Annotated in this window: 18 protein-coding genes and 3 pseudogenes; 10 read left to right on the top strand and 11 right to left on the bottom strand. The window is 43.6% G+C overall.

Going from position 1 to position 26,757, the window contains the following annotated elements:
- Positions 1 to 28: 28 nt before the first annotated feature.
- The 3 genes from RCO25_RS18500 to RCO25_RS18490 form a co-directional block, all read right to left on the bottom strand.
- On the bottom strand, positions 29 to 1,519 hold the full coding sequence (locus tag RCO25_RS18500) for an ABC transporter substrate-binding protein (protein ID WP_308997620.1): 1,491 nt from the start codon (positions 1,517 to 1,519) through the stop codon (positions 29 to 31).
- Positions 1,520 to 1,618: 99 nt separating this feature from the next.
- Positions 1,619 to 2,548: a carbohydrate ABC transporter permease gene (locus RCO25_RS18495; RefSeq protein WP_308997698.1), complete on the bottom strand. Its 930-nt coding sequence runs from the start codon at positions 2,546 to 2,548 to the stop codon at positions 1,619 to 1,621.
- 49 nt (positions 2,549 to 2,597) lie between these two features.
- Complete coding sequence (locus RCO25_RS18490; protein ID WP_308997619.1) at positions 2,598 to 3,536, bottom strand: ABC transporter permease; 939 nt, start codon at positions 3,534 to 3,536, stop codon at positions 2,598 to 2,600.
- Positions 3,537 to 3,769: 233 nt separating this feature from the next.
- Here RCO25_RS18490 and RCO25_RS18485 point away from each other — a divergent pair, with 233 nt between their 5' ends.
- Complete coding sequence (locus RCO25_RS18485) at positions 3,770 to 5,539, top strand: sensor histidine kinase (RefSeq protein WP_308997618.1); 1,770 nt, start codon at positions 3,770 to 3,772, stop codon at positions 5,537 to 5,539.
- Complete coding sequence (locus RCO25_RS18480) at positions 5,532 to 7,115, top strand: response regulator transcription factor (protein WP_308997617.1); 1,584 nt, start codon at positions 5,532 to 5,534, stop codon at positions 7,113 to 7,115. The genes RCO25_RS18485 and RCO25_RS18480 overlap by 8 nt, the downstream gene beginning before the upstream one ends.
- A 63-nt stretch (positions 7,116 to 7,178) precedes the next feature.
- Here RCO25_RS18480 and RCO25_RS18475 read toward each other — a convergent pair whose 3' ends face one another.
- Positions 7,179 to 7,562, bottom strand: a complete 384-nt coding sequence (locus RCO25_RS18475) for an NO-inducible flavohemoprotein (RefSeq protein ID WP_308997616.1) — start codon at positions 7,560 to 7,562, stop codon at positions 7,179 to 7,181.
- On the opposite strand from RCO25_RS18475, the pseudogene RCO25_RS18470 reads away from it, so the two are divergent.
- Positions 7,553 to 7,732, top strand: a pseudogene (locus RCO25_RS18470) (MFS transporter); the annotation flags it as partial. The gene RCO25_RS18475 and the pseudogene RCO25_RS18470 sit on opposite strands and share 10 nt — an antisense overlap.
- On the opposite strand, the gene RCO25_RS18465 reads toward RCO25_RS18470, so the two are convergent.
- Entirely contained in the window at positions 7,732 to 8,604 is an 873-nt protein-coding gene (locus RCO25_RS18465) for an AraC family transcriptional regulator (RefSeq protein ID WP_308997615.1), read from the bottom strand. The pseudogene RCO25_RS18470 and the gene RCO25_RS18465 sit on opposite strands and share 1 nt — an antisense overlap.
- A gap of 152 nt (positions 8,605 to 8,756) precedes the next feature.
- Here RCO25_RS18465 and RCO25_RS18460 point away from each other — a divergent pair, with 152 nt between their 5' ends.
- Positions 8,757 to 10,970: a GH92 family glycosyl hydrolase gene (locus RCO25_RS18460; protein WP_308997614.1), complete on the top strand. Its 2,214-nt coding sequence runs from the start codon at positions 8,757 to 8,759 to the stop codon at positions 10,968 to 10,970.
- Positions 10,971 to 11,138: 168 nt separating this feature from the next.
- On the opposite strand, the pseudogene RCO25_RS18455 reads toward RCO25_RS18460, so the two are convergent.
- Positions 11,139 to 11,318 (bottom strand): annotated as a pseudogene (locus RCO25_RS18455) (CAP domain-containing protein); the annotation flags it as partial.
- Positions 11,319 to 11,724: 406 nt separating this feature from the next.
- On the opposite strand from RCO25_RS18455, the gene RCO25_RS18450 reads away from it, so the two are divergent.
- On the top strand, positions 11,725 to 12,186 hold the full coding sequence (locus tag RCO25_RS18450) for an SRPBCC family protein (protein WP_308997613.1): 462 nt from the start codon (positions 11,725 to 11,727) through the stop codon (positions 12,184 to 12,186).
- Positions 12,187 to 13,425: 1,239 nt separating this feature from the next.
- Here the strand turns inward: RCO25_RS18450 and RCO25_RS18445 are convergent.
- The 4 genes from RCO25_RS18445 to RCO25_RS18430 form a co-directional block, all read right to left on the bottom strand.
- The gene (locus RCO25_RS18445) at positions 13,426 to 14,772 is read right to left on the bottom strand and encodes a glycoside hydrolase family 5 protein (protein WP_308997612.1); all 1,347 of its coding nucleotides are present in this window, start codon (positions 14,770 to 14,772) and stop codon (positions 13,426 to 13,428) included.
- A 22-nt stretch (positions 14,773 to 14,794) separates the two neighbouring features.
- Positions 14,795 to 15,634, bottom strand: a complete 840-nt coding sequence (locus tag RCO25_RS18440) for a carbohydrate ABC transporter permease (RefSeq protein WP_308997611.1) — start codon at positions 15,632 to 15,634, stop codon at positions 14,795 to 14,797.
- Between the two features lie 21 nt (positions 15,635 to 15,655).
- The gene (locus tag RCO25_RS18435) at positions 15,656 to 16,546 is read right to left on the bottom strand and encodes a carbohydrate ABC transporter permease (protein ID WP_308997610.1); all 891 of its coding nucleotides are present in this window, start codon (positions 16,544 to 16,546) and stop codon (positions 15,656 to 15,658) included.
- A gap of 87 nt (positions 16,547 to 16,633) precedes the next feature.
- Positions 16,634 to 17,926: an ABC transporter substrate-binding protein gene (locus RCO25_RS18430; protein WP_308997609.1), complete on the bottom strand. Its 1,293-nt coding sequence runs from the start codon at positions 17,924 to 17,926 to the stop codon at positions 16,634 to 16,636.
- Between the two features lie 249 nt (positions 17,927 to 18,175).
- On the opposite strand from RCO25_RS18430, the gene RCO25_RS18425 reads away from it, so the two are divergent.
- The 4 genes from RCO25_RS18425 to RCO25_RS18410 all read left to right on the top strand — a co-directional run bounded on the left by RCO25_RS18425 (position 18,176) and on the right by RCO25_RS18410 (position 25,395).
- Positions 18,176 to 19,711 carry an ATP-binding protein gene (locus RCO25_RS18425; protein ID WP_308997608.1) on the top strand — a complete coding sequence of 512 codons (1,536 nt, stop codon included), beginning with the start codon at positions 18,176 to 18,178 and terminating at the stop codon, positions 19,709 to 19,711.
- 6 nt (positions 19,712 to 19,717) lie between these two features.
- The gene (locus RCO25_RS18420) at positions 19,718 to 20,416 is read left to right on the top strand and encodes a response regulator transcription factor (RefSeq protein ID WP_308997607.1); all 699 of its coding nucleotides are present in this window, start codon (positions 19,718 to 19,720) and stop codon (positions 20,414 to 20,416) included.
- 492 nt (positions 20,417 to 20,908) lie between these two features.
- Entirely contained in the window at positions 20,909 to 23,734 is a 2,826-nt protein-coding gene (locus tag RCO25_RS18415) for a bifunctional diguanylate cyclase/phosphodiesterase (RefSeq protein ID WP_308997606.1), read from the top strand.
- A complete protein-coding gene (locus RCO25_RS18410) occupies positions 23,731 to 25,395 on the top strand; it encodes a thiamine pyrophosphate-binding protein (protein ID WP_308997605.1) in 1,665 nt (554 codons plus the stop codon). The genes RCO25_RS18415 and RCO25_RS18410 overlap by 4 nt, the downstream gene beginning before the upstream one ends.
- A gap of 8 nt (positions 25,396 to 25,403) precedes the next feature.
- On the opposite strand, the gene RCO25_RS18405 is transcribed toward RCO25_RS18410, so the two are convergent.
- On the bottom strand, positions 25,404 to 25,988 hold the full coding sequence (locus tag RCO25_RS18405) for a hypothetical protein (protein WP_308997604.1): 585 nt from the start codon (positions 25,986 to 25,988) through the stop codon (positions 25,404 to 25,406).
- A gap of 520 nt (positions 25,989 to 26,508) precedes the next feature.
- On the opposite strand from RCO25_RS18405, the pseudogene tnpA reads away from it, so the two are divergent.
- Positions 26,509 to 26,757: pseudogene (gene tnpA / locus RCO25_RS18400) on the top strand (IS200/IS605 family transposase); the annotation flags it as partial.

Genomic DNA, 26,757 nt, shown 5'->3' with positions numbered 1-26,757 from the left:
CCATCGTACTGAAAGGTCTTTTATTTCTTTATTTATTATTTGCTGCGCGCCATTCGTCGAGCTGCTTCTGAGCTTCAGCGATGATCTTTTCGATACCTTGTGCTTTCAGCTTCTCAACAGCTTTTGGCAAAATTTCTGCCGGATCAACAGAGCCGGTATTAAGAGCTGGACCGAATTCGTCAACGGCGTTTTTCACGTTAGCGATTTCGGTCATTACGCTCGATGGATCGAATTGGAATCCAAGCAGCGGTGCATTGGTTGAGTTATCGTTAAACACTTTATACTGTTCCCATTTATCTGCAGGGTCTTCCTTCAGTTTATCAAGCAGGAACATGTTTCCAAGTGTAAACGCCGCCATACCGTAACCGGAATCTGGAATCGGCTCGTAAACACCCTCGGAAATCTTATTGTAATGAACGCCTTCAATACCGTTGTTCATTAAATTACGCAAATAAGCATCGGTATTAAGCAGATTCAAAAATTGCATCGCTTGCTCTGGATATTTCGTTTGCGCCGAGATCGCTTGCATCGAGCCCGTAACGGACCAATTGAAAACCATCGGCTCGTGCATTGGCGTGGACACAACTGGATACTTCAAGCTATTCGACCATAGGTTATCCGCGAAAGGTACTGTATGCTGCTTGTCCACAAACCATTTGCCAGCCAGCTCATGCTCATTGCCTTGTTTAGTCGCAACGTCCGGCGGCAAATAGCCCGCTTGGTAGTATTTACGCATCGTTTCGAATGTTTGCTTTGCTTCTGGGGTATCCCATACATTGACCATTTTAAGCTCCGAATCATTCAAGGACACGCCGACTGGAATGCCTTCCAACGCAAAATCGTATGGCAGGAATGGTCCGATATTCACTTGAATCGGATACATATCCGGCTCGTTTTCTTTAATGACTTTCAGCATCGGCTCAAGGCTCTCGAGCGTAGTCGCATCCGTAACGTTCAGATTATATTTGTCGAGCAGCTCTTTGTTAAAGCGCCAAACCGCTTGAGCTGGCAGCTCTTTATTGGTTGGAATCGCATAGTTGTGGCCGTCAATTTTAGAACCTTCCAGGAAGGCTGGGTTCAGCACTTTTTTGATACCTTGGCCGTGCTGCTCTAGCAGCTCATCAAGCTCATAGAAATAGCCTTTTCTTGCGCCTTCCACATAGTTAAACGCCCATGAAGAAGTAAAGGCGAGGTCAAACGGCTCTCCGGAAGCGGCGATAACCTGCATTTTTTGGTTGTAATCGCCCCAATCGATTAATTTAATTTCGATCGTAGTGTTTATTTTCTCTAACAAATATTTGTTGGCTTCCTCAACGACTTTGTCTAAGTCCTTTTGAGCTCCACCGATTGTGTACCATACCAGATTAACCGGCTCACCTTTCTCGGCTTGTTGATTATTTGCTCCTGCTGCCGGAGTTTCTCCAGTTCCCTTATTATCCTTATCGCTCCCGCAGCCAGCCAAAACTAAAACCGCGGACAGCACGAAGGATAATACGATAAGCATGCTTTTCCTTTTCATTTCTGTCTTCCTCCCTTTTGTCTAAATCATTTATATTAAAACGCTGGATCCGAAGGCTCGAACCCCTCGTCCTAATAACGACTTATGGAATGCAGATGTTTATTCTTTCACCGATCCAACTGTGAGCCCTTGCACGAAATAACGTTGGAAGAACGGATAGGCAAAGACAATTGGTGCTGTGGCAAGGACAACCATGGCCATCCGTGTCGTTTCAGCCGGCAGCGATCTCGCAATGGCCGACCGCTCCGTGGAATTAGAGATAGTCGAATTCTGAAGAATAAATTGAATGTTCGTTTCCACCTTCATCAAGAGCGATTGCAGCGGAAGCAGTCTGGCGTCATCAATATAAAGCAGAGCATTAAACCAATCGTTCCAGTACCCTAAAGCGCTGAACAACCCGATAGTGGCAAGCCCAGGAAGCGAGACGGGAAGCACCAGGCTGAAAAAAACCCGAAACTCGCTCGCTCCGTCGATCTTCCCCGATTCGATAACGGCGTCGGGAACCGTCGTTTTAAAAAATGTTCTCATGATCAAAATCGCGAAGGCACCCATAGACATCGGAAGTATCAAAGCCCATATCGTATCCTTCAAATGCAGCACTTGCGTCGTCACGATATAAGAAGGCACCAAACCTCCTCCAAAGAGCATCGTGAAAAAGGCAATGAAGGAGAAAAAGCCTCGGAAATGGAAGTAGCTTCGTGAAATCGCATACGCATAAAGCGATACGAGTGCAATGGAAACCAAGGTTCCAACGACCGTAATGAATATCGTTACACCATATGAGCGAAGAAGCTGATCACCGGTCTGGAAAATATACGAGTACGCCTCCAAGGACCATTTTTCAGGAAAAATACTGTATCCGTTTTGAGCGAGCGCCTGCTCGTCCGTAAAAGAAAGGACAACGACAAACAGAAACGGATAGACGCAGGAAAAGGAAAATACTCCAATAAGCACATGGGAGAGCGCATTCCAGAACGGAGGCAAATGGTGGATGTCACGCATCTTCTTCTGTTTCACTGGTTTGCTCATTTGTTGTTCAATGACGGCGCCGTTTTTCAAGCGGAAGCCCCCCTTTCTACTAGAACAATGCTTGTTCCTTGTTAATTTTTCTGATGATAAAGTTTGTTGCGAGAACAAGCACAAGTCCTACTACGGCTTGGTACAGGCCTGCCGCCGTACTCATTCCGATATTTCCGGTAACCTTCAGTCCCCGATACACAAAGGTGTCAATAACGTTCGTTACAGGATAAAGCGCGCCGGTATCGCGGGGAACCTGGTAGAACAGTCCGAAATCCGCTCTGAATATGCCTCCGACCGCAAGAATGAACATAATCATAATGATTGGCATAATCATGGGGATCGTTATTTTTCGAATTTGCTGCCATTTGCTTGCTCCGTCGATCATAGCTGCTTCAAAGTAAGATTTGTCTATGCCGACGATCGCCGCAAGGTAAACAACGCTGCCGTACCCGACTCCCTTCCACAGGTTAACGATGGTGAGGATATAAGGCCAATACTTTGTTTCTGAATACCAGTATATCGGATCGACCCCGAAATATTGGAGCAACTGGTTAAGCACCCCTTTGTCGACACTCAAGAAGCTGAATACAAAGTAGCTTACAATAACATAGGAAAGAAAATGCGGCAAAAACATGCCCGTCTGATAAATTTTTGCCATCTTCTTGTTTGCAATTTCATGAATAACGATGGCAACGGTTACAGCCAAGGTCGTTCCAAGAATGATGAAGATTGAATTATAGAGCAGCGTGTTGCGGACGATAATGTAGGCGTCCTCCGTCTTGAATAAGAACTCAAAGTTTTTAAACCCCAGCCACTCACTCTGTATGATGCTTGCCAGAAACCCGTCACGGCTAAACTTATAATCTTTGAATGCGATTATAGCTCCCGGCATCGGCAAGTAACTAAAGAAAAAAAACCATACGGTTCCCGGAAGAACCATTAACAATAAAGCCTTATTGCGGCTTACAAGTTTAAGCCAGCGTTCCAAACCCGCCATGATGTCCCTCCCAAGCTCGATTTATAGGTTGCACAATTAACTTTAGCTCATTGAAAGCGTACCCAAAAGTGAAAAAATCAAATATATAGTGTACAAAACAAAGAAACCTACATTTTATATCCCCTATTAAGTTAGCTTTATGGTAGTCTTATTTGTAGAAAAGACAAAGTAGTCCATTAAATGAAAGCGTATACTTTATTTCTTTGATCACCAAAAAAGGATGAATGGCTGGCATGAATAGAATCGTCAATTTTTACAATAAACATTTCAAGCAAAAGCTGTTCAACAAAATATTAATGCTCTATTCCATCATTACGGTTCTATCGCTTGCTACCTTATCCGGATTTGTCTACACCTATCTGAGTAACACGCAGGTGCAGAAGGAATTGGATTTGAATAAGCAGGTTTTAAACGGTATCGGAAACCATTTGGATATGAAGCATGCGACTTCTCAGAAAATCATTCAGGAGGTTTATCGGGACGGATCGTTGACGCTGCTTGATGATGTCAATTCCTTCTTGCAAAATGATTATTCCCAGTATTTAAATGACCGCCTTCTGCAGTACATCGACAGAGGTGTCCGCACGCCGGATATTTTATCTTTTCTGCGCTTGCAATTGACCAATAATCCGGATATTCGCACGATAGCGCTGTATAGTGCAAATAAGAAATTTCTCTATTTTCTGACGCAAACGGCACAGAACTATTATCAGATCAACACCGATCTTCAGACCGCATTAAACAAATATGTCATCACTGAAAAAAGCATCACGACAGTCAGCAACATTACGAGCATGAACAAGCTCGAAAACGTCGGAAACCTCATTATCGATTATGATACGGACGGCATATACCGGTCATTCCAGAGCAATCGCGATGAAATGAAGGGTTATGTTGTCGTATTAACACCTGAGGGCAACGTCGTTTTCGATTCCTCAGGCCGGTATTACGGACAGAAATATCCTTATGTCTCCCTGCTCGGCTCCGCCTCCTCCATTGAGCGGTTGGAGGATGAATCTTATGTTCATTCACAAACGGCAAACCGGTTCGGCTATTGGATTGCCGGAGTCATTCCTAAATCGGAAATAAACGGAGAACTAATAGGACTCAAGAACACACTGCTCTTAGTGACCACTGTTTGCATCGCCGGAGCGATGGCCTTGACTTACTTCACCATCGTAAGCTTCTCTCGGCGGACAAAGGTGATTGTACAGGCGATGAAAAAGCTGCAGGATGGAGACTTGTCCGTTAGAATTCCTATGGAAAAGCAAGATGAATTGTTCCAGATCTCGAAACGCTTCAACCAGATGTGCGAGGATTTGACGCAATATATCGATCAGGTATATAAATCCGAAATTAGGCAGAAGCATGCTGAGCTAGTGGCATTGCAGGCCCAGATCAATCCCCACTTTCTTTACAATACGCTTGAGGCCATTCGAATGAGGGCGCTTTACAAAAAAGCCGACGATGTCGGTGAGATGATTTATTTATTGGCGACCATGTTCAGATATTCCGTTAAGAGCGAAACGATCGTGACGCTATCGGATGAGATGGAGTACTGCAGGCTGTACCTTGATTTGTTCCGAATCCGATACATGGACAACTTTTCATATGAAATGGATATCGAACCCGAATGGATGAACGTTCCGATCCCAAAGCTGTCGATTCAGCCGATTATTGAGAATTACGTTGTACACGGTTTGATCATGTCCCGCTCCGACAATCAGCTTTGGATTCATGCGGCATTGGACGGCGATGATTTACTGATTACCATTCGCGATAATGGAAGCGGAATCAAGCCGGAGAAATTGGAGCAGCTGAGGCATCGTTTGATTGAATCGCCCTTGCACGCATCTGGCTCGATTGGCCTGATTAACGTCAATGAAAGAATCAAAGTTTGCTTCGGCGCCGAATATGGGCTGCGTATCGAAAGTGATCCTGGTCATGGCGCTCTCATCATCATGAAAATACCCGCGGGTAGAGGGGGACAATCACTTGCGTAAATTGTTTATTGTCGACGACGAGCCGTTTATATTGGAAGGCCTGTCGTCTGTCATCGACTGGGAGGAATTCGGGATTACATTATCCGGGAAAGCGTCTAACGGTCTGGATGCCTTCGAGGCTTTGAAGCAATCAGGGGTCGATATCCTCATTACGGACATCAGGATGCCCGAAATGAACGGTCTGGAATTGATCAGACGGCTTAAGCCGCTATATCCGGATATGAAGTTTATTGTTTTGAGCGGCTACAACGAATTCGATTATGTACGAGAGGGTATGCGACTGGGAATCGAAAATTATTTATTGAAGCCGATCAATATAAAAGAGCTGACCGAAACGGTCTCGAGCACGATGCAAAAAATAGAAAATGCGGATCGGTACGCCTACCTCAACCGCAATCAGCTCGATATTTTACGGAACAATGTCTTTAACCGTTGGTTGACCGGGAAATTTGACCCCCTGGAGCTGAAAAACCGGCTGCAGCTGTTAGAAATTCCGACGGACAATTCGTTCTATACGGTAGCCGCCATCAAGACTGTGCTGGACATCAATGGCTCCAGCAACAGATCCATGCTGTGGGAGCAAGAGAACGGAGACGTGTACTCGCTTTGCAGAGAACAGGCTGAAAGGACAGATAGCTGCTTCTGCTTCAACGACCTGGACGGAGACATCATTCTAATATTTACTGGGTCTGATGCCCATTATGAACAGACGAAAGCCCTCGCTCTGCTCTCTCACATCAGGAATGAGTTGAAGCATTCGCTCGGTGTGCAAGTTCTGATCACGCTTGGCAGTCAAGAGTCCAGTTACTTGGATGTGTCCCAAAGCTGCCATCACGCAAAGCGGCTGCAGGAGTATTTCCTGACGAATGCGGAGGATGAGATTGTCCGCTACGATCAAATGCTCGGGGACGCTTCACGCTTTCCGGAATCGATTCCCGTAGATTGGTTTGAATACGAGCAGCTTCTTCATAGCAAAGACAAGCAAGCGCTCTATGATTATATTGACGAGTTGTTCACAAAGCTTCAGTCGGTGGACGCGATCTCGCCGGGCCAAATTCATAACTGTGCGATTGATTTGATCTTGTGTACCAAACAAGCGGTGAAAGAAAATAAGCTTAGTCATGAGCTGGCTGCCAGCAGTTATAAACAACTGTTTACTGCTTTATTCAGAGCTCATACGATCGGACAATTAGCAGCGCATGTTAAATGGATCGCCGGCACCGCGGTGGACTATCTTTCCACCCAGGATGATGAGTTCAGCCCGGTTGTAAAGCAGGTCATGCATCAGATCCAGACAAGGTACGCAGATGAGCTGTCGTTAAAAACATTAAGCCTAACCTTCAATATCCATCCGTTCTACCTCGGCCAATTGTTTCAGAAGGAAACGGGCGAAAGCTTCTCCGATTATTTGAATTCGTACCGAATTAAAAAAGCGCAAAAGCTGCTGAAGACGACCACGATGAAGGCAAGTGAAATTTCGAAGCATGTCGGTTATTGGGAGCCTGGTTATTTTTATAAACAATTTAAAAAATATACCGGTGCTTCGCCTACCGAGTATCGCGGCGGACGAACTTGAACAATCAAAACGCAAGCGGCAGACCTAAGCGTGCTACTCATGCTCAGGTCTGCCGCTTGTTTATTAGGCTGGTTCGTCTGCAGGCTCAAGGCTCGCCGTCGGGCCGAAAAATTCAAAGTTAGTATCCGAGGCAGAGATGCCCCATTCCAGCAAGGCGCTGTTGATCGTCCGCATAAACGGTACCGGGCCGCAGAAATAATAGTGTGCATTCGGGTCTGCGATAACGGATTTCAGCCAAGGCAGATCGATGTAGCCTTCTTTGTGAAATGCCCCAAAATCACGATCCTTATCTGTCGGATGCTGGTAACAATAGTAAACCGACAGCTGCGGATGCTTCTCAGCCAGTTGGGTAACATGCTGCTCCATGGCATGGACTTTGCCGTTTTGCGCGGCATGAATGAATGTTACCGGACGCTGCGGATATTTGTCGATGATTGTATTCAGCATGTATGCTAACCTTTACCTTCATCCGTCAATCCTATCCTTTATCAGAATCCGGCCTTGTTTCCGGGTTTGCGAATACAGGCGGGTTTCTGAGTGCTGTTTTGCTTCCAACCCTTTTTGGAAGTGTATTGGACCATTTTCAGGCTTCAGGAAATATAAGTGCTGGTTACTACTAGAGCGCAATGCCTTTATTCTTGCGATACATCGTCGGCGACATGTTCATCCGGGACTGGAATACGCGCGCAAATGTGGAATACGACTTGAAGCCCGCTTCGTAAGCGACATCCGTAATTTTGAGCGAGGTGCTGACGAGCAAGTTGCAGGCATGGGCGATGCGAATCCGTTCAAGAATGGAGTAATAGTTCTCTCCGGCCAGCTGTTTAAAGGTGGCGCTGATATACGAGACGCTATAGTTAAACTTCTTGGCTAACATTTCGAGCGTAATATCTTCTTTAAAATGAAGGTACACATACGAGATGATCTCCCGCATCCCTTTGGATAGCGCGACAGCTTTGAGATTGGCATCATCAGGGGCAAGATGACGCTGTCTGAATCGGTTGAACAACACGAATACTTGTACAAGCTTCGCAATGAACATTTCCCGGTTCCATGGCTGCTCTTCCTGATATTCTGCGTACATCTGCTCGAACAGACGCTTCACTTCGGCAGCCGTCTCTTCATCAAGCCGGTAGGTCGTATTTGAATCGAATTCGGCCCCCCGCAGCAGACGATGCAGATCAAACAGCGTGTCGCCGCCGAAAAAAGCCTTTAAGCCAATTGCCCCGACATACAGGAACAGCTCTTCACCCGGTTCGATCCCAATCTCGTGAACTTGATGCGGGAATAAGAGCGAAAACGTGCCGGGCACCAGCTCTTTACTTACGCCGTCGATGATCTCGACGCCACTCCCTTGAATGACGTAAGTAAATTCGATGAATTGGTGGACATGGGCGGGGATATGCGTATCGAGATGATGGATTTTTAAGGTAAACGGAAATTCGCCGTGAACTTCATCATCGCCTTGCAGATAGTAGGGAAACATCATAAATTCCTCTTTCTGAGCAATAATAAGAATGATTAGCTTCCCTATTTTAGCATGAAAAGTGATAGATACTCTAAAAAATTGATAGGCGGCCTGACGGGTTCATTCATTACAATGATATATGTCAGGATTGAAATCATCCAAGGAGTGATCTTATGAACAATATTCATTACGTGAATCCCCTGCAAGGGACCGATTCCATTTATCCATATTCGAACGGCAATACACTGCCGTTGACCTCGCTACCATTCGCGATGAACGCTTGGGCGCTTCAAACCTCTGAAGCCGGCGGCGGCTGGTGGTTCAGCCCGAATCATAACCGGATGGAGGGCTTCCGCCTAACGCATCAGCCAAGCCCATGGATTGGCGATTACGGACATCTGACCTTCATCCCGCAGACGGGACCGCTCAAGACTTCTGCGCATGACCGCTCCTCCTCCTTCCGCAAGATGGGCTTCGTCGTGCGTCCAGACTACATGAAGATTCATCTGCTTCGCTACCAGACGACGATGGAGCTGGCGCCGACAACACGCTGTGCAAGCATCCGCCTGACGTATAAACGCCTCGATGAAGCTCGATTCATTCTAGCACCGTTCCCGGGTGAATCTTCGATGAAGATCGATACAACGAACAACACCTTGACGGGATATACGACGGCCAAAGCCGGCGGCACACCGGAGGACTACCGGATGTATTTCGCCATTCGTTTTGGCTGCGCGATTGCTGGCGAACATAGCGGGATGTTCGACGTGAAGCATAACACCAACTCGGCTCTAAGCGGGACAGGCGAGCGTCTCGGCGCTTATGTCAGCTTCAAGCTCCCGGCAGACGGCATTGTTGAAGCGAGCTTCAGCACGTCCTTTATTAGCGAGGAGCAAGCCTTCACGAATCTAGATCGCGAGATCGGCGGGCAGTCCTTCGATGAGATTCACCAAGCGGCTACAGCGATCTGGGAGAAGCAGCTCGGCGTGATCGAGGTTGAGAGCGAAGATGAAGATAAGCTCAAGACTTTCTATACCAGCTTATATCGTACGTCCCTGTTCCCGCATGCGATCCACGAATATACGGCAGACGGAGAGCAGGTTCACTTCAGCCCATACAACGGCAAGATTGAGCAAGGTCCGCTCTATGCCGATATCGGCTTCTGGGACACGTACCGGACATCCTTCCCACTGTATAACTTGCTCTATCCATCCTTTGTGAACGAGATGATGCAAGGGTGGGTCAATGCCTACAAGGAGACCGGCTGGATGCCCAAGTGGGCATCACCGGGCGAACGTAGCATGATGCCGGGCACACTGATCGATGTGTCCTTCGCCGATGCGATTGTTAAAGGCAACACCGGATTCGACGTCGAGACTGCCTTCGAGGGACTTTATAAACATGCAACGACCGTATCGCCGGATAAACGTTACGGCCGCAAAGGCATGGGCGAATATCTGAAATACGAATATATGCCTGCCGATATTCACACGCACGAGAGCGTATGCAATACACTAGACTATGTCTATGGCGATTTCTGTATCGCGCAAGTCGCGAAACATCTAGGCCGCGAAGAAGAGTACAAGCAGCTCATGAAGCGTGCAGAGCAATACAAGCATCTCTACGACTCTTCAGTCGGCTTCATGCGCGGCAAGCTGCAGGACGGAAGCTGGCTTGAGCCGTTCGATCCGACCATGTGGGGCGGGCCATATACAGAGGGCGGCGCTTATCAGAGTAACTGGGCGGTTCAGCATGACCTGCTCGGACTCGCGGATTGCATGGGCGGTCGTGAAGCGGCGAAGAAGCGTCTCGATGCATTATTCGCTGCCGAGCCTGAGTTCAAAGTCGGCTCTTACGGCTTTGAAATTCACGAGATGTCGGAAATGGCCAATGTCGATTTCGGACAATTCGCGATCAGCAACCAGCCGAGCTTCCACTTCCCGTACATTTACACGGCACTCGGTTATCCGGCGTTAACGCAGCATTGGGTGCGCCGTACGATGGACGAGTTATTCAGCTCCCGCCCAGATGGCTTGCCAGGCGACGAGGATAACGGCAGTCTATGCGCATGGTATGTGTTCGGCGCAATGGGCTTCTATCCATTGAGCCCAGGCGTGCCTGAATATGTGCTCGGCACACCATACTTCAAGAAGATGACCGTCCATCTGGAGAACGGCAAACAGATTGTGATCGAAGCTTCGAACTACGCAGACGACCGCAAATATGTATCAAGCGTCCTGTTCAACGGGGAATCCATATCGAAGCTCTACCTTAATCACGAAGAGCTGGCGAATGGCGGCGTGCTTGCCTTCGATATGAGCAACCAGCCGACAGCCGAAGTGAGCGAGCTGGATAAGCTTCCATACGCGATGTCTAAGAACAAATAACATCTTAGCCACACATACAAGCGTAAACGGCTGTCGCCGTCCTCTGTGGCAAAAGCAGTCGTTTCGCGGAGATATATAAGCACATTTATATGTGAAAACATATAAATTCTTATATATTGAATAAGCCCTGCGTGCCTTATAACGTTAAGGTACCAGGGCTTATTTCGGTTTTGCGATATTTTCTCCGGCTGAACTGTAAACGATTCCGAACTTCTTCATCATATCGAACGAAGATCCGTAAGATGGAGAATTATGATCAAAGTAATTGTTGTTGTACATATCCTGTGCTTTGACCATAGCCATTTTTGATAATTCACTATTCATACCGAGGGAGCGTAATGACATTTTCAGTATATAACTTATATCTTATGGATGGAGAAAATCCGGTACTCAAAAGAGCCCAGTGTGAACTGACACAAAAGGTGATGTCGTGGGACGGATTCGCTACGAGCACAAAGGTCAATTACTTCTGTATGTCTATGAACAAGCTCTGCAAAAGAAGCCGTTATTCGACATTTTGCGGGAACTAAAGATGCCCTCATAACCGCTGTAAACCAATGGTACCACCCGTCTGTCCCTTTTTAAGGCCGGAAGGTTAAATCTGCAATAGTCAAGTTTAGCACTTAAGATAATACGGAATGCTGTACTGCTGTAAGTTGTGGTAAAGCGTAGGTTTGATATAACATTCTGGTCTACAATTTTTCATCAATCATGTAGAATAGATTTACGGGACTTTAAAAAGGGGGTAAAGATATTGAAGCAATGGTCTAGAGAAATTGAAATAAACGCACCAATTGAACATGTATGGTCGTATCTAGATGGTTCGTTAGAACAGATGCAAAAGATTATGCCTCAAGTGGTGGAGAATAAACCTGTCACCATAACGAAAGAAGTTGTCGGCAGTATCTACCGTCAAAAGTATAAAGAAGGCAAACGCATTGAGGAATATGATGTCCATACGCTTGAATATTCAAATCACTTGAACGATAAGAAAGTGAAGATTGGTTTCACGCTGGCTAACTGCTTTGAAATCACGGCTTTATATGAATTGCATCGGATTAATGATCAGAAAACAAAGCTAAGATACACAGCAACCAATAAAGCGTTGAAGTGGTATGTGAAGCTGTTTATGATCTTTGCTAATGAAAAGGTCGTTATTAAATTTCTGGAGAAAGTAAAAGAGGTTGCTGAAGCAGAAGCCAAAACCGGCTTTTGAAAGTAGGAAATCCGTTCGACTAAAGGTCTCCCGAATGGGGGTGACCTTCCAACTCTTTTGAAAGAAGTTACGCTAAGATTAGCTCCTCAAGCGGAACTCAGGAATAAGATTCTATCGTTCCCGCACCAAATCCGCCATTCGGAGCGCGGGTGATTTTGCTGGTCTTTCTGATAAAAGATGGATGGTTGGAACTTATTGTAAGGTTGCCTTTGCCCGTTCGGCAGGGCTGCAGCTAACGATTGTTTCCCAAACATAGAGGCTAGAATCGAATAGAATAAAACAAATGTTGTATCCTTATCAAATAGTTTGATAGTGGCCATTCTGATTCCCATTATAAGATTCAAGAAAAAGAAGAAAATTGTTTTCATATCTTCATTCCCCCCAGTTTTTAATTGGCCAACCACGTTACACCTACAACCTTTCACAGTCTATGTCCTGTTATGTTTGTGGCCTTGAGGGCGTCCTAACCCGTACCTATATCGTTAAGCGGAGTTCTGGAATAGCATTCTATTATTCTCGCACCAAATCTGCCAATCGGTACGCGTGGTGCGGGGTGGGCTTTTCTGTATGGGGTTGCTTGACTGCAGTGGCTCAATATCCTTTTGCCTATCAGGCAAGACGGCTACCGATTGCTTCTTAATCAAGTACGCTTCAAACGAATAGACTCTGCCTAGACATGCGGGTTTACCTTTATCTTTCTGAGTTTCAGTACTCCGTTTGACTACCATCATAAGATTCCAGATGAACAATAAAATAGCTTCCATTCTACTATTCCCCCCAACCTAGTATTAAGAGTTAACTAGATTATAGCAAGCATATAATAGAATTACTGTCGAGTTGTAAACCAAGTACATAAAAATATTTAGACAAAAATTTTTGTCCGGATGTCGACCTTTAAACAGGGCTGCCGGCTTTCTAAAAGTGACAGACAATAGGCGGAAACCTCTTAGTTTTGTTGACTTTCAGATGTTTCACGAACGATTAACATTGACGCGCAGACCGCTAATAGCTTGGAGGGTTTGGAAGTATTTAAAACAAAAATCGGGATCTTGATGTAGTAATGTGTTGTAACTTTATGTTGGAAAAAGAGTGATGGAATTCCCTGCTAAATTATTGACGAACAAGATTGGAAACAAAAATACGCTTGCATATTAAATGCTGGGAACAGCAGCAACGGGGTCCTAAGTAAAAACAAACAGACCGCAGCGAGCTGCTGCGGTCTGTTTGTTTTTTATTCGTCTAAGCTTTTGTATACTTAACAATTAAATCGGCAAGCTCGCTCCAATGCTCGCATTGATCCCAGTGGAAGGATTCCGGGAGCTCATAGATTTCTTCCCACGTTCGTTTTTGCAGGTATGGCTTTAATATCTGCTCCACGCAAATGACCTGCATAATCGTTCTCATTCGGAATTGCAAAGGATAACGCTGTTCAATGGAAATAGGCTTGAAATAGGTTTCAGCCATGTAATCCACTAATGCTTCGCCCTTCTCCTGCTCCTTATGCTGATTCCATACTTGTTTTATCTCTTCGGTTAATTGGCGCCAAGGCGTTTCTTCCCGAGGATAGACAATGCCCATCGTTGCAGCATCCTTATAGGTCCATAAAGCCCAAGAGACATCATTTGCCTCACATAGATCCAGCATATCTTCTATGATCGTCATTTGAAAATCAATTTGTTCTTTCTCAAACACCAAGCCAAGCTCGCCGCACCAAAGCGGACGCTTATATTTTTCGCGAATGCTAACTAGTTGCTCGAAGGCGTCTTTAAATATTTCTATGCGCCTTGCGCGATCCATCTCGGGGGTTAATACAGCCGGCTCATCGACAAATGGATAGAAATGAAACTCGTAAGCGACTTGCGGATCATCAATCGGATCAATCATCGTAAAATCGGTTGTAAATTTGTTGCCTTCAATGAAAATAATGTGATGTTGGTCATACTTACGAATTTCCGTAATTACTTTATCGTAAAACTCATTGAATACATTGGCATTCGTAACCATCGATGGTTCATTGACAATATCGTAGGCCGCAATCCAGGGCTGATCTTTGTAATAGTGAGCGATATGGCCCCAGAGTCCAATGACGCTGTCGCGTAAAGCGCCGTATTCCCAAAATAAAGGAAGACCTGAATTGGTATCGCAATGCCAATCTGGATTTTGTCCGCCCGGAACGGAGTGGAGGTCTAAGATGGCATAGATCTCGTATTTTTCGCATAAAGCAACGATATGATCAAGATACGCAAAGCCTTCGTTTTTATAATGATTTGGATGCTGATCATCAATAAAGTATTTATAGTTGAACGGAATACGCAAAGAGTTTACGCCTATTTTTTTCAAAAACTCAAAATCTTTCTCATCTACGAATTCTAATAAGAACCGGTCAAAGAAGGCATGACTGCGTTCCTCGCCATAAACTTCAGCAAATGCATTTTTAATCATGGTGTCCGTGCCGGGCAAACCGATCATAAAATGCTCAAGGTTCATCCAAGAACCTAAACCGAACCCTCGAAATACAATTTTTTCACCGTTAACTTTAAAATCTTCACCGCTGACTTGTACGAATTTATCCAAATGAAGGGTCATAACTGAGTCCTCTTTTCTTTTGCTAGTTTTTCATCCCTGTTGTTGCAATGCCTTGAATAAAGAATCTTTCACCGATAAGAAAAACAATGACCATCGGAACGGTAGCAAGCACGGTTCCCGCCATCAGCAAACCATAGTCCATCGTATGCTCGGTTTGGAACGCTTTTAAGCCTAACTGGAGCGTCTTTAATGCATCGTCATTAAGGTAAATCATGGGTGCCAAATAGTCATTCCACATAAATGTAAAAGTAAATATGGCGAACGTAGACAGGCTTGCCGCCGATAATGGCATAATGATTCGCCAAAATATTTTCCATTCGTTAAAGCCATCCACTCGGGCGGCTTCGCTCAGTTCATGAGGCAGGCTCATAAAAAATTGGCGCATGAGGAAAACGCCAAAGCCGCTGAACAATTGAATTAATATATAGCCGCTGTGCGTGTTATATAAGCCTAAGCTGCTGATCACTGAAAATTGCGGCACCATGATGGAGTGCCAAGGCATCATTAAATTAGCCATAAATAATATAAAGACCGTGTTTTTGAAGGGCACTTTTAGCTTTGCGAAGGCATAGGCAGCCATAGAGCAAATCATTACTTGTAAAACGGTGATGACAGCTGACAGCATGATTGTATTTAAGAAATATTTAGCAAAAGGAATGATTGTCCATACCTCTTTGTAGTTGTCTAGATATAATGTTTTTGGAATCCAATTCATCGGATTTTTGAATAGATCCACATCCGTTCGAAGGGAAGTAGAAATCATCCATAAGAACGGAAAAAGAGTTGCGATCGAAAAGGCAATTAAAACAATCAGCAAAAGATAGTATGCGAGTTTGTCCGTTTTCGATTTAGCGATATGCATTATTGGTATCTCTCTCCCTTCTTAGTAAGTCACCCATTTTTTCTCCAGTTTAAATTGAACTAATGATATCACCATAATAATAAGGAAAAGTACGGTAGACATCGCTGCAGCGTATCCCATTCGATAGTTAATAAAGGCTTCCTGGTAAATTCTAAAGACGATTACATTGGTCGAACGGCCAGGCCCGCCGTTTGTCATCACGGATACTAAATCAAACACCTGGAAGGAGTTAATAATGGTCAAGACCAATACCATAAATAGCGTTGGCGAAAGACTCGGCAGGGTAATGTATAAAAACTGTTGAAGTTTGCCTGCACCGTCCAGCCTAGCAGATTCATATAAATGCTCAGGAATACCTTGAATGCCTGCGAGCAATATGATCATGTAATAACCAAAGCTTTTCCAAACAGCTACGAGTATGATGGCCATCAGCGCCCACTGAGAGGACATTAACCATTCAGGCGGATGTGATATACCCATGGCTTCTAAAATATGATTAATAGGCCCGGATAACGGGTTAAACAAAAGTCCCCAAACAATGGCAACGGATACCATAGACGTAATTTGCGGAAAGTAAAAGGCCATACGCAAATATTTACGAAGATGCAGGATATGGTTTAAGGCAATGGCTGAAAGCAGGGCGAACAGCATCGTTAAAGGGACAAATAACAGCGTATAAATAAAATTGTTTTTGAGTGAAATACGAAAATATTCGTCCTGCAGCAGCTTGGCATAATTGTCAAAGCCGATAAAATGGGGTTTCATATTAAAACCGCCATAATCGGTAAAGCTCATGGCAAGTCCATAAATTAATGGAATAAAAATAAATACTGCAAATAAGACGAAGGCCGGAAGAATGAAAAACGTCCCTGTCATGTATGATTTGTAGTGAAGCAGACGTTTGCTCGTCATCAGATCAACCTCCTTATAGAATGTATGAAGCGATGAATACAAGAGCGGCTTCCGTCGTAAAAGCGGAAGCCGATTGCTTAGCGATCATTACGGATTAAGAACGGATTGACGCTGCTCTAAGAAGTTTTGGATGGCCTTTGCAGAATCCTGTTCTTGGAACAAGAATAGATCTCGCTGCTCGCCATATACGCGATTAATCTCATCAATTTGTGCAATGGGTTGGTTTTCGACAACCGTGTTGGCTTCGAAGAAGTAGCTGCTGCCTTGGATCCCGGTTGCATTAAGGAATGATTCTTTTGTTTTGTCGCTGGCGTATGCCGGCAGGACACTGGATTCGGCAATGATAGATTCGCCTTTTTCACCTGATACAAATTGAATGAATTTGAACGCAGCATCAATGTTATCGCTTGCCGGATTAATGCCGATAAAAGTGCTTACTCCGCCGACCGTAATGGACTCCTTGGTTCCTTCTGGCAATGGAAGCGGAGCCATATCAAATTCGATGTCGGTCTTACCGTCTGCAATATCAGCCTTAAGCATATTGATGGTCCATTCGCCGTTGACGAGCATAGCGACATTTCCATTTTCAAATTGTTTAATCCAGTCCGTGCTTTGGGATTTCATTTGTTTATAGCTCATATGGGATTGATCCTGATAGTAGATGCGGTCTAAATAATCCAGCCAGTTGGCAACCTCATCTAAATGATCATCTAAAACCGTTGTTCCTGCTTGAAGGGCGCCAAGCGGTGCAGTAATCCAATCTGCATAGTAACCACCCCATTGTTTGTCAGATCCTTCTCCTTTGGTCAGACTCTTCGCTAACTCTGCATACTTCTCCCAAGTCATTTGTGTAGGATAGGGAATGCCTTCACGATCAAAAATAGATTTGTTGTAGAACAATGCGTACTGAGAAGTACGATAAGGAAGCGCGAAATATTTGCCTTCTGTCAGTACCTCGGTAATATCTTGAAAACTAGGCCCATATGCGCCTACGTCTAAATTCGCCTCTTTAATTCGATCCGTAATATCTAGAACTTGATTTTTCGATGAGTACAAGCCTAGGCTGCTTGTCCCGTTAATACTATAAACATCCATTTTGGAGCCGCCTGAGAGATTAGTCATAATCTTGGTATTATACTCATTTGAATTATTGCTAATGGTGTTTAATTGCACCTCGATGTCACCATTTTGGGCATTAAAGGCTTCAACGACCTTTTGCATATATTCTTCTTCATCTGTCCATGTGTAATATTCCAAAACAACCTTTTCGTTACCACTTGTACCGCTCTGTGTGTTCGTGTTGTTTGAGCTGCATCCAACGATCGTAACAACAAGCGTTGCAATCAGTAACAGTCGAAGGTAACTAAGCTTTTTATTCATGTGAACCCCTCCTGTATCTTTGTTATGCTTTCATACTAAAGGCATCTGTTATTTCACGTAAGGTTGAAAATTTATCATCGCTTTAATATAGCCTGGATAGGCTAGATCGTATAATTAAAGGGGAATATAGAGGATATATTTACGCTCATCTGGGAGCTGCATCAATGTAGGGTGTATAAAACTTCAACCTTTACAGTAAAACGCGCATCGAATAAAATCTGTTTTATTTGATTGGAAAGGATGGCTTCCATGTTTATTTTCTTTGTGTTTATTTTATTTATTGCTATCGCGATTTTCTGTCTAACACAGCAAAAATATACAAAAGCCACTTTATTTATGTTACTGATGGGATTTTCCTATCTGATTGTTGTTTCTTGTATCATTACCTACATGTCCAAGGATGCCTATTATTATTACAGCCTTGATGATTATTTCGGCATAAAACAAGCACTGCAAAATCAATTGATGTTTCTGCCTGTCTCTCGATTTGCATTGATACGAATGTTTACCCTTTTTACTGTGATGTTTCTTTATACTGGACTTTGCTCCGCTATTTATTTCGCTTTTAACCTTTCTTTAAAACGCGGAAAGCTGCTCATCACTCTGTTAGCCATTCCGTGTATCCTTCAAGTGGTTTTATACGACCCATCCTTTTATGCGTACATGTACTATAAGCTGTATCCAGACTATATGACGGTGCAAGGGTTTGTTTCTGCATATGAATCCATTCATGCCATTACTTTTCTAATCAATACCCTATATATTGCTGCAGGAATTATTTTCTTCATTTATGCTTTATATGATGCCCCTAAGGTTCGTCAAATCCGGAGCAATATGTTCATGATTTTTATTTCTTATATTTCCGTTCAAATTACGTATTATTATATGAATTATTGGGCGCCTGACATTTTAATTAAAGTTTCAAAAGCAGTACATTTTATAAGGTTTAAACCTATTAATTTAGTGGGCAATCCATCCATTTATACGTTATTGCCTTATATCGCGGGTTTTTGTTTGCTTGTCAGCTTGTATAGCATCTATAAATACGCACGAATACAAAATAGCATTAAAAACCAAGAATCGGTCATTTCGCATAATATCGATTCAGCATTGTTAACATCGCGCGTTTTTAGTCACTATATAAAGAATGAATTGTTAGCCATTATGGCGCAAACGGAGTTTTTGGAAAGCATGTGCGAGAAATCGCCTGCTGTTATTGAGGAGATTCGCGTCATTGAACAGCGCTGCCAAAAGGTGTATGATCGCTTGGATGCCGTGCATCAAAAAAACCTAAAGTCTAAAATAGAGCTGGAGCCTGTCTTTTTGGATGAGCTTTTGGATAAGCTCCTAAATGATATGAGTATGGAATTGAAGTATATTAACGTAAATTACGCAAAGCTTCAAAGACGGCTTGTCATTATGGCTGACCCTTACTATTTTTCGCAGGCCGTTGAAAATATTTTATCTAATGCAGTGGATGCGCTGGAATTTGTTCCTGAGAAATCCAGGCAAATGGATATTGCAATCAATCTCAAGAATAAGTGGGTAGAATTAGTCATTCAAGATAACGGCAGCGGCATTGCGGAAGAGAATTTGATCCATATTTTTCAGCCTTTTTACTCATCCAAACCTACGGCTACGAATTGGGGGATGGGATTATCTATTTGTCATACGATTATTACGGCGCATGGGGGGAAAATTAGTGTGAAAAGCAAGAAAGGCGAAGGCAGCTCCTTTCACATCATTATGCCTTTACTTTCGACGGATAGTAATGAAAGGAGATGAGACTGCTTGAGTACTCCAAAGATTAAGGTTCTTATTGTGGAGGATGATCACTTAATTGCAAAGCGATATCAAATGATTCTTTCAAAAGATGAGCAAATGGAATGTGTCGGGCGGGCATCCAGCGGATACGAAGGAACGATGCTGGCTGCAATTAATAAACCGGATATTATTTTAATGGACATTGAGCTGGAGGATAAGCAGGCGGGACTCCGAGCAACATCCGAAATTTTGAACTATATGCCCGAGGTTAAAATCGTAATGCTGACCGTGTGTGAAACGGACGATACCGTCTTTCGGGCATTTGAGCTTGGCGCAACGAATTATTTATTGAAAAACATGCCTGCGGATGCCATTTTGGAAGCTGTAAAGGATGCTTATTATGATAGGCCTTCCTTGCATGCGAATATCGCTGGTAAAATTACGCGTGAATTCAAACGAATTAAAACAACGGAGGATAGCTTACTTCATAATTTTTATATTTTGACGCAGCTTACGCCTACGGAGCTTGAGGTTTTAGAATTATTAATGAAGGATTATACTCGCCAGGAAATATGTAAGCTAAGACAAGTAGAAGTTTCAACCTTAAAATCTCAAATTAACAGCATTTTGAAAAAATTTAATAAAAGCAGCGTTCAGGAGATCGTGCCTGTATTACGCGAGCTGCATATTCCGCAAATTCTTGCGCAAAGAAAAGGAAAATTGTAAATAGGGTCAAATTTTAGAAGGGGGTTGGAATCATCATTTCCAGATTGAACGGGAAGATTTTCTGACGATTTCCCGTGCAATGCAAGGCGATAGTTAAAACAGCTAGGTATACACAATTTATTGGTTTATTATAACAATTATTATTTTATAGCTGAGAGCGTTTTTTAATTGGTGGGACCCGTTGGGTCTCTATTTTTTTGTCTGTAAAAGTATGATCTACCCCTCACTAACTAAGTGCGAGAGACCGCTTTGCTCCTGCAAATTCCACTCTTGGAAACAAGAATGGTCCCCCGTTCACCGTCGTTTATCTTCTAATTTTAACCTGTAAAATGTTGTTGAAAACCTTTCTCAAGAAAAAAATGCAATAATAAAAGGAAATCGATAGATATTGTAGAACTTTGTAGAATATTAATATATCGTTCATTACTAGAGATGACACAAGGAGTGAAACAATTGCTTGAGGATTTAACTTGGGAGCAGGGGGGGCAGATCATGTTTAAGGAACAAATGAGATATTCACGTCTAGCGCATCTAACCAAATTGATCAATACAAAGCTGGAATTGCGTGAAGTATTGCAGCATGTGACGACGGCGATATCCGAAGAGATTGTCCAATGTAATTCGGTAGGCATTTATTTGCCGCAGGAGGACGGAACGTTCAAAGGGTACGTCGGCAAACCGCAGGTCATTAACGGATGGACGCTGGATATGCATGTCATTGATATGGATATGGACTTACTGGCAAAAGAGGTCATTGAAACAAGGAAAACCGTGTACATCCCGGACACGTCTAAGGATAATCGACCAGACCCGAGAGCAGTAGAAGGATTTCATATTAAATCTTTACTCGTTCTCCCCATCTCATTTGAGCAAGAATTATTCGGTCTTGTGTTTTTGTTTGACTACGGCATTCCCATGAACCTGACAGAGTCGGAAATTCAAACGGTCGAGGCTTATGTGAATATGGCAGCAGTAGCGATACAAAACGCAAGGAACTTAACGCAAAAAGAGAATTTTATTGCCGAAAAGCAAATGCTACTTGACGTGACCCGTGATTTAGCGATGTGCTCTACGCTGCATGAAAGTTTAGACAGCTGCTTTTTCTACTTGGGAAAAGTTTTGAACAACTATAATATAGGCGTTCATTTATTAGACCCTATTACAGAAAGACAAATTATGCCGGCGAAGTTAAGCAAGGATAGTGATTGGACAGAAGAAGACTGGATGAAGACACATGGAAAGATCAGGATAGATGAGAGTAATGATGCTGTGTTCCAAGAGGTCATAAGAACCAAAAAAGCGATTCTCATTCCGGATGTCTTTGCAGATGAAAGGCCTAACCATGACCTTTGCCGTAATTTTGGCATAAAGGGCATGCTTATGCTCCCGCTTGTTTCAATGGGCGAGGTGCTTGGCGTCATACCGGTTGTGGATCTGGATGAAGGAAATCGTGTCTATTCGATCGCTACGATGCAGCTTGCGCAGTCTATTGTGGATGCAACAGCCTCAACATTATCCAACTTATTATATATGGAAAAGCAAGAAATTATCATTGAAGAGAGAACCTCAGAAATTACGGTGAAAAATAAGGAGCTTCAAAAAGTAATCACGGAGCTTCAGCAGCTCAGCCGAGAGAAGGAATTGATTCTCAACTCGGCGGGAGAAGGGATTTTTGGTTTAGACCTTGACCGTAAAATTACCTTCTGCAACCCGGCAGGCGCCTCCATGCTTGGCTACCGCACGAAAGGTGAATTGATCGGACAACCGGCAAGCCTTATTTTTTACGGGAAGAATCAGGCGGGAGAAAAGGTTGCGCCAGCCAATAGTAATAACAATTGGAGCCAGTATGACCAAGATCATACATTTTACCGGCATGATAATTCCAGCTTTCCGGTTGAATACGTCATTTCCTCCATAAGGGAGAGCGGCGAAATTGTTGGGGAAGTTGTCACCTTCAAAGATATAACGCAAAGGAAGCAGATGGAGGCAGAAATAAAATACCATGCTTACTTTGATAGTTTAACTGATTTGCCTAACCGGGTTCTTTTAAAAGACAGGCTTACACAAGGAATAACGCATGCGCAAATCCATAATGAGAAGCTGGCTGTTCTATACTTGGATTTAGACCGCTTTAAGTTGATCAATGATTCTTTAGGACATAGTTTCGGAGATCATTTATTGCGCCATGTAGCGAAGCGGCTCAGTCTCTGTGTTCCGAAGGGGGCGACGGTATCAAGGCAAGGCGGAGACGAGTTCACTATTTTTTTGCCGAATATCAAATGCGAGAACGAAGTGCTGAAGGTTGTTCATCTTGTTGTAGATTCCTTTAAAGAACCTTTTCAATTATTAGAAAATGAAATCTATATCAAAACGAGTATCGGGATCAGTTTGTTTCCGGATAATGGGGATACGACCGAGACGTTAATCAAAAACGCGGATACTGCGATGTATAAATCAAAAGAAATATCGGGTAACAGCTATCATTTCTTTAGCGAAGGAATGGATACGAGAACCTTCGAAAGCGTTAAGCTCGAGAACGCTTTGTATAGAGCTTTGGATCATGAGGAGCTCGTCATCCATTACCAGCCTCAAGTCGACTATATCACGCATCAAATCGTAGGGGTAGAGGCGCTGCTGAGATGGAATCATCCGGAAAAAGGATTAATAGCGCCAGATCAATTTATTCCGATAGCCGAGGAAACAGCCTTAATCATACCTATAGGCGAATGGGTGCTAAGAGAATCATGCAGGCAATTAAAAGAGTGGCAGGACCAAGGATACCCTTTATTTAGTGTATCGGTTAATTTGTCGGCTCGACAGTTTGAACAAAACAATTTATTTGCGATGGTAACCAGCGTATTAGATGAAGTGGGGTTGTCTCCTGAATATTTGCATTTGGAGCTTACTGAAAATTTAATTATTAAGAATAAGGACTTAACGTTAAAAACGATGAAGGAATTAAAAGGCCTGGGTATTAAAATCGCGGTTGATGATTTTGGGACGGGCTATTCATCGCTGGGTTACTTAACAAGTTTACCGATTGATACATTAAAAATTGATAAATCCTTCTTACAGGATGTTACAAACGATGATGATAATGCGGCAATTACAAATACCATTATTTCATTGGCTCAAAATTTAAATCTTAGCGTCATTGCCGAAGGTGTTGAAACCAAGCAGCATGTAGAGTTTTTATCAGCCAGAGACTGTTATTTGATGCAAGGTTATTACTTTAGCCGACCGATGAAGGCAGAAGATATAACGAAAGATTTTATATTGAATAGTGACAATTCTAAATTTGGGGGAATTCTTTCATGAAAGCGGCACGTGCGGTATTAGAATTTTTAAAAGGCAGCGGGGTTAAGCATATATTTGGCATTCCTGCAGGCTCCGTTAATGCGTTTTTTGATGCACTGTACGATATGCCTGAAATAGAACCGGTTGTAACCAAGCATGAAGGAGCCGCCTCCTATATGGCAGCGGCCTATGCCAAATACACCGGTCAAATGAGTGTAAGCATCGGCTGCAGCGGGCCTGGGGGAACCAACTTGGTTACCGGGGCGGCAAATGCCATGCGCGAACATTTGCCTGTCTTATTTCTCACAGGTGCTGTTCCTGTAAACACAATGGGATTGAATGCCTCCCAAGAATTAGATGCCGTTCCGGTTTTCCGCTCCGTTACAAAATACAGCGTTATTGTGATAGAGGCAAAGGATTTATTGCCTGAAATCATTAAAGCTAGCCAAATCGCAATATCCGGCGTGCCGGGTCCCGTTCACATCGCGATTCCGATCGACGTTCAACACGCCGAAGTTGGAAATCTTGATATACCGGTTCTCCAGGAAAGAAAGCCGATGATTCCGAACCCCGAAACCATACAATCCGCAGCCAAAGCGCTGCTGAAGAGGAAAGATGGCTGCATTCTTGTCGGTCAAGGCGTTAGAGGCGCTGTTGATTCCTTAATCGAGCTGGCAGAAATGCTGAATTGGCCGATCCTCACAACTCCGCAGGCAAAAGGGTATATTCCCGAAAACCATCCGCTTCTTATCGGCGTTTTTGGGTTTGCGGGCCATGAAGCCGCATCGAATCTTATTAATGAAGGTGCTGGTCAAGCCCTGTTAATTGTGGGTTCCAGCTTGGGCGAAACTGCCACGAATAATTATAATCAAAATCTAACAAAAAACCGTTTCACGGTACAGCTTGATTTTGACCAGACGGTATTTAATCGGAAATATGAGATCGATATTCCTGTATTAGGCGATATCCATTTGAGCTTATTGATGATGATCGAAGATTTGAGGGTGTTGGGCTTATCGAGGGGAACTGTCCACCTTGCCTTTGAAGAAAGTGCCGTGGCCGTGGAAGAGAACGAACCGCTTACTCAGGACTTGGAGGAGTACAACACGAAGAATGTCCTGCTGAACATTCAAAAAATGCTGCCATCCAACACGCGGTATACCGTTGATATTGGCGAATTTATGGCTTATGTTATTCATCACATGAAGGTCCTCGATTACGATTCTTATAACATCAATGTTCATTTCGGAGCAATGGGTGTTGGGATCGGATCAGCTATCGGCTCCAAGCTAGCTGAACCTGAGCGTCCTGTTGTGTGCATTACAGGCGATGGCTGTTTCTTCATGCACGGAATGGAAATATTAACGGCCAAAGAACTGGGCTTGCCCATTTTGTTTATAGTAATGAATAATGCACGCTTAGGAATGGTCTATCACGGGCATTCATTGCAATTTAAGAGAACCCATCCTTCCTTTGAACAGGAATCAGTCAATATTGCAGAGATGGCCGCGGCTATGCGTATTCCAAGCTTTAGAGTTAACGGTATGGATGAAATTAATTCAGATATGATTAACAAGCTATTGCGTTCAAACGGGCCGGCAATATTAGAGGTGGCTCTGAGAGACAACAATAACCCCCCAATGGGGGATCGTGTCAAATTTTTGTCGTCTTTTGGAAAATAATTGTGATCTTACAAATGAGAGTAGGAATGATGGATGACTCTTTTAATCGCCATCATGGTTTGTCCCTTAAAGGCATCTGGTACCGGCTCGCCCATGGGATTGGAGAAATAGTAGCTTCCTATGTTCTCCTCGTAGCGGTACCCCAAAGTGATTAAGGCGTTAATTAAATCATGGGGCAGTTCTCCGGAACCCGTTTGCGCAATGAAATAGTTGGTCGGGGAGATTTTTACATCAACATCTCCGGTTCCGGTATGTACCTCAAACAAGTCCTTTTCATGCTGAACCATCCATTGATTTTTGGAAAACAAGGAGATTTTGGCCCCTTCCAATGCAGATAGGGCGTCTAAATTAATTGAAAAAGCTTGATTGACCATTTTGCGAATTTCTGCGCCTGTGACTTTGTTTCCGCTTTGCTCCAAGTATGCATCCATGGCTGCTCGGGGCATAACCGGTGCAAGAGTCGATTCCAAATCAAATTTATAAACTTGGCGTATGATATTAAAAACCTCCGAGCTGCTGATTCCTTCTAAGTAAGATTCCATAAGATTGTCCATGGCTTCTGCCTTCGACATTAAACCATTCGGATTACTCATTAACAATTAACACCCCCATCATAAATACAAACCCATTATACGGCAAATAAATCCAATTATAAATATCATAATATGGATTCGTTTATTATCTAGAATAGGGACGGAAGACGGTTCGTAAGGGAGAATATTTGATGCAAATTCAGCAAAAATCCCTTATGGGCGCATGAGTGCTCATAAGGGATTTTTCATGGAAAAGCGTATGCCTTGACTGATGAGTAGAGGTAAGACGGAAATATGGCTTTCATCCTCAAACCGTTTAAATGAAACAGAGAACCTCTATTAACGGTTTTAGCTCATTTTCAATGAAGCTTAGAAATGCAGCCGAGCCGCCTATTGATACTTAGCATGCGCAATTTTCCTCCCTGCTCATGCTCATCGTTATTTTATAATTTAGCGCCGAAAAACCCCTTGCTTTAGCTATGGGGATGTAAGGTGCTTCGGGTGAAGGGCGGCTAAAGCCGCCTTAATCATCCGACATTAGATCTACTGTTTTATGGTATAATTTTCTTGGGATGAATCGATGTCACAGCGAGAAGTGGAAAGTAATCACAATGCAACATTTGACTGTAAGTACCATATTGTATTTTGTCCAAAATATAGACGCAAAGTTCTAATACCTCCTATAGATGCAAGATTAAAAGAACGGTTCTAGCTTAAATCAGAAGAACTTCGAGCTGAGATTGTGGAAATGGAAATCATGCCTGATCACGTCCATCTACTCATCAAGTGCGACCCGCAGTTCGGCATCCACCGTGTAGTTAAACACTTG

Origin of the sequence: Paenibacillus sp. LHD-38 (assembly GCF_031157315.1) — a bacterium.
In the GTDB taxonomy this organism is placed as follows: domain Bacteria; phylum Bacillota; class Bacilli; order Paenibacillales; family Paenibacillaceae; genus Pristimantibacillus.
Note: the sequence above shows the minus strand (reverse complement) of the source record. Positions and strands in the feature narration are given on the sequence as shown.

Bases quoted from the DNA above. Each gene is read 5' to 3' on its own strand.
- RCO25_RS18440 (WP_308997611.1), bottom strand. From the start codon at position 15,634: ATGCATATCGCTAAATCGAAAACGGACAAACTCGCATACTATCTTTTG.
- RCO25_RS18430 (WP_308997609.1), bottom strand. From the start codon at position 17,926: ATGAATAAAAAGCTTAGTTACCTTCGACTGTTACTGATTGCAACGCTT.
- RCO25_RS18465 (WP_308997615.1), bottom strand. From the start codon at position 8,604: ATGATGTTTCCCTACTATCTGCAAGGCGATGATGAAGTTCACGGCGAA.
- RCO25_RS18415 (WP_308997606.1), top strand. From the start codon at position 20,909: ATGTTTAAGGAACAAATGAGATATTCACGTCTAGCGCATCTAACCAAA.
- RCO25_RS18485 (WP_308997618.1), top strand. From the start codon at position 3,770: ATGAATAGAATCGTCAATTTTTACAATAAACATTTCAAGCAAAAGCTG.
- RCO25_RS18460 (WP_308997614.1), top strand. From the start codon at position 8,757: ATGAACAATATTCATTACGTGAATCCCCTGCAAGGGACCGATTCCATT.
- RCO25_RS18475 (WP_308997616.1), bottom strand. From the start codon at position 7,562: ATGCTGAATACAATCATCGACAAATATCCGCAGCGTCCGGTAACATTC.
- RCO25_RS18405 (WP_308997604.1), bottom strand. From the start codon at position 25,988: ATGAGTAATCCGAATGGTTTAATGTCGAAGGCAGAAGCCATGGACAAT.
- RCO25_RS18410 (WP_308997605.1), top strand. From the start codon at position 23,731: ATGAAAGCGGCACGTGCGGTATTAGAATTTTTAAAAGGCAGCGGGGTT.
- RCO25_RS18495 (WP_308997698.1), bottom strand. From the start codon at position 2,548: ATGAGCAAACCAGTGAAACAGAAGAAGATGCGTGACATCCACCATTTG.
- RCO25_RS18500 (WP_308997620.1), bottom strand. From the start codon at position 1,519: ATGAAAAGGAAAAGCATGCTTATCGTATTATCCTTCGTGCTGTCCGCG.
- RCO25_RS18435 (WP_308997610.1), bottom strand. From the start codon at position 16,546: ATGACGAGCAAACGTCTGCTTCACTACAAATCATACATGACAGGGACG.
- RCO25_RS18490 (WP_308997619.1), bottom strand. From the start codon at position 3,536: ATGGCGGGTTTGGAACGCTGGCTTAAACTTGTAAGCCGCAATAAGGCT.
- RCO25_RS18445 (WP_308997612.1), bottom strand. From the start codon at position 14,772: ATGACCCTTCATTTGGATAAATTCGTACAAGTCAGCGGTGAAGATTTT.
- RCO25_RS18425 (WP_308997608.1), top strand. From the start codon at position 18,176: ATGTTTATTTTCTTTGTGTTTATTTTATTTATTGCTATCGCGATTTTC.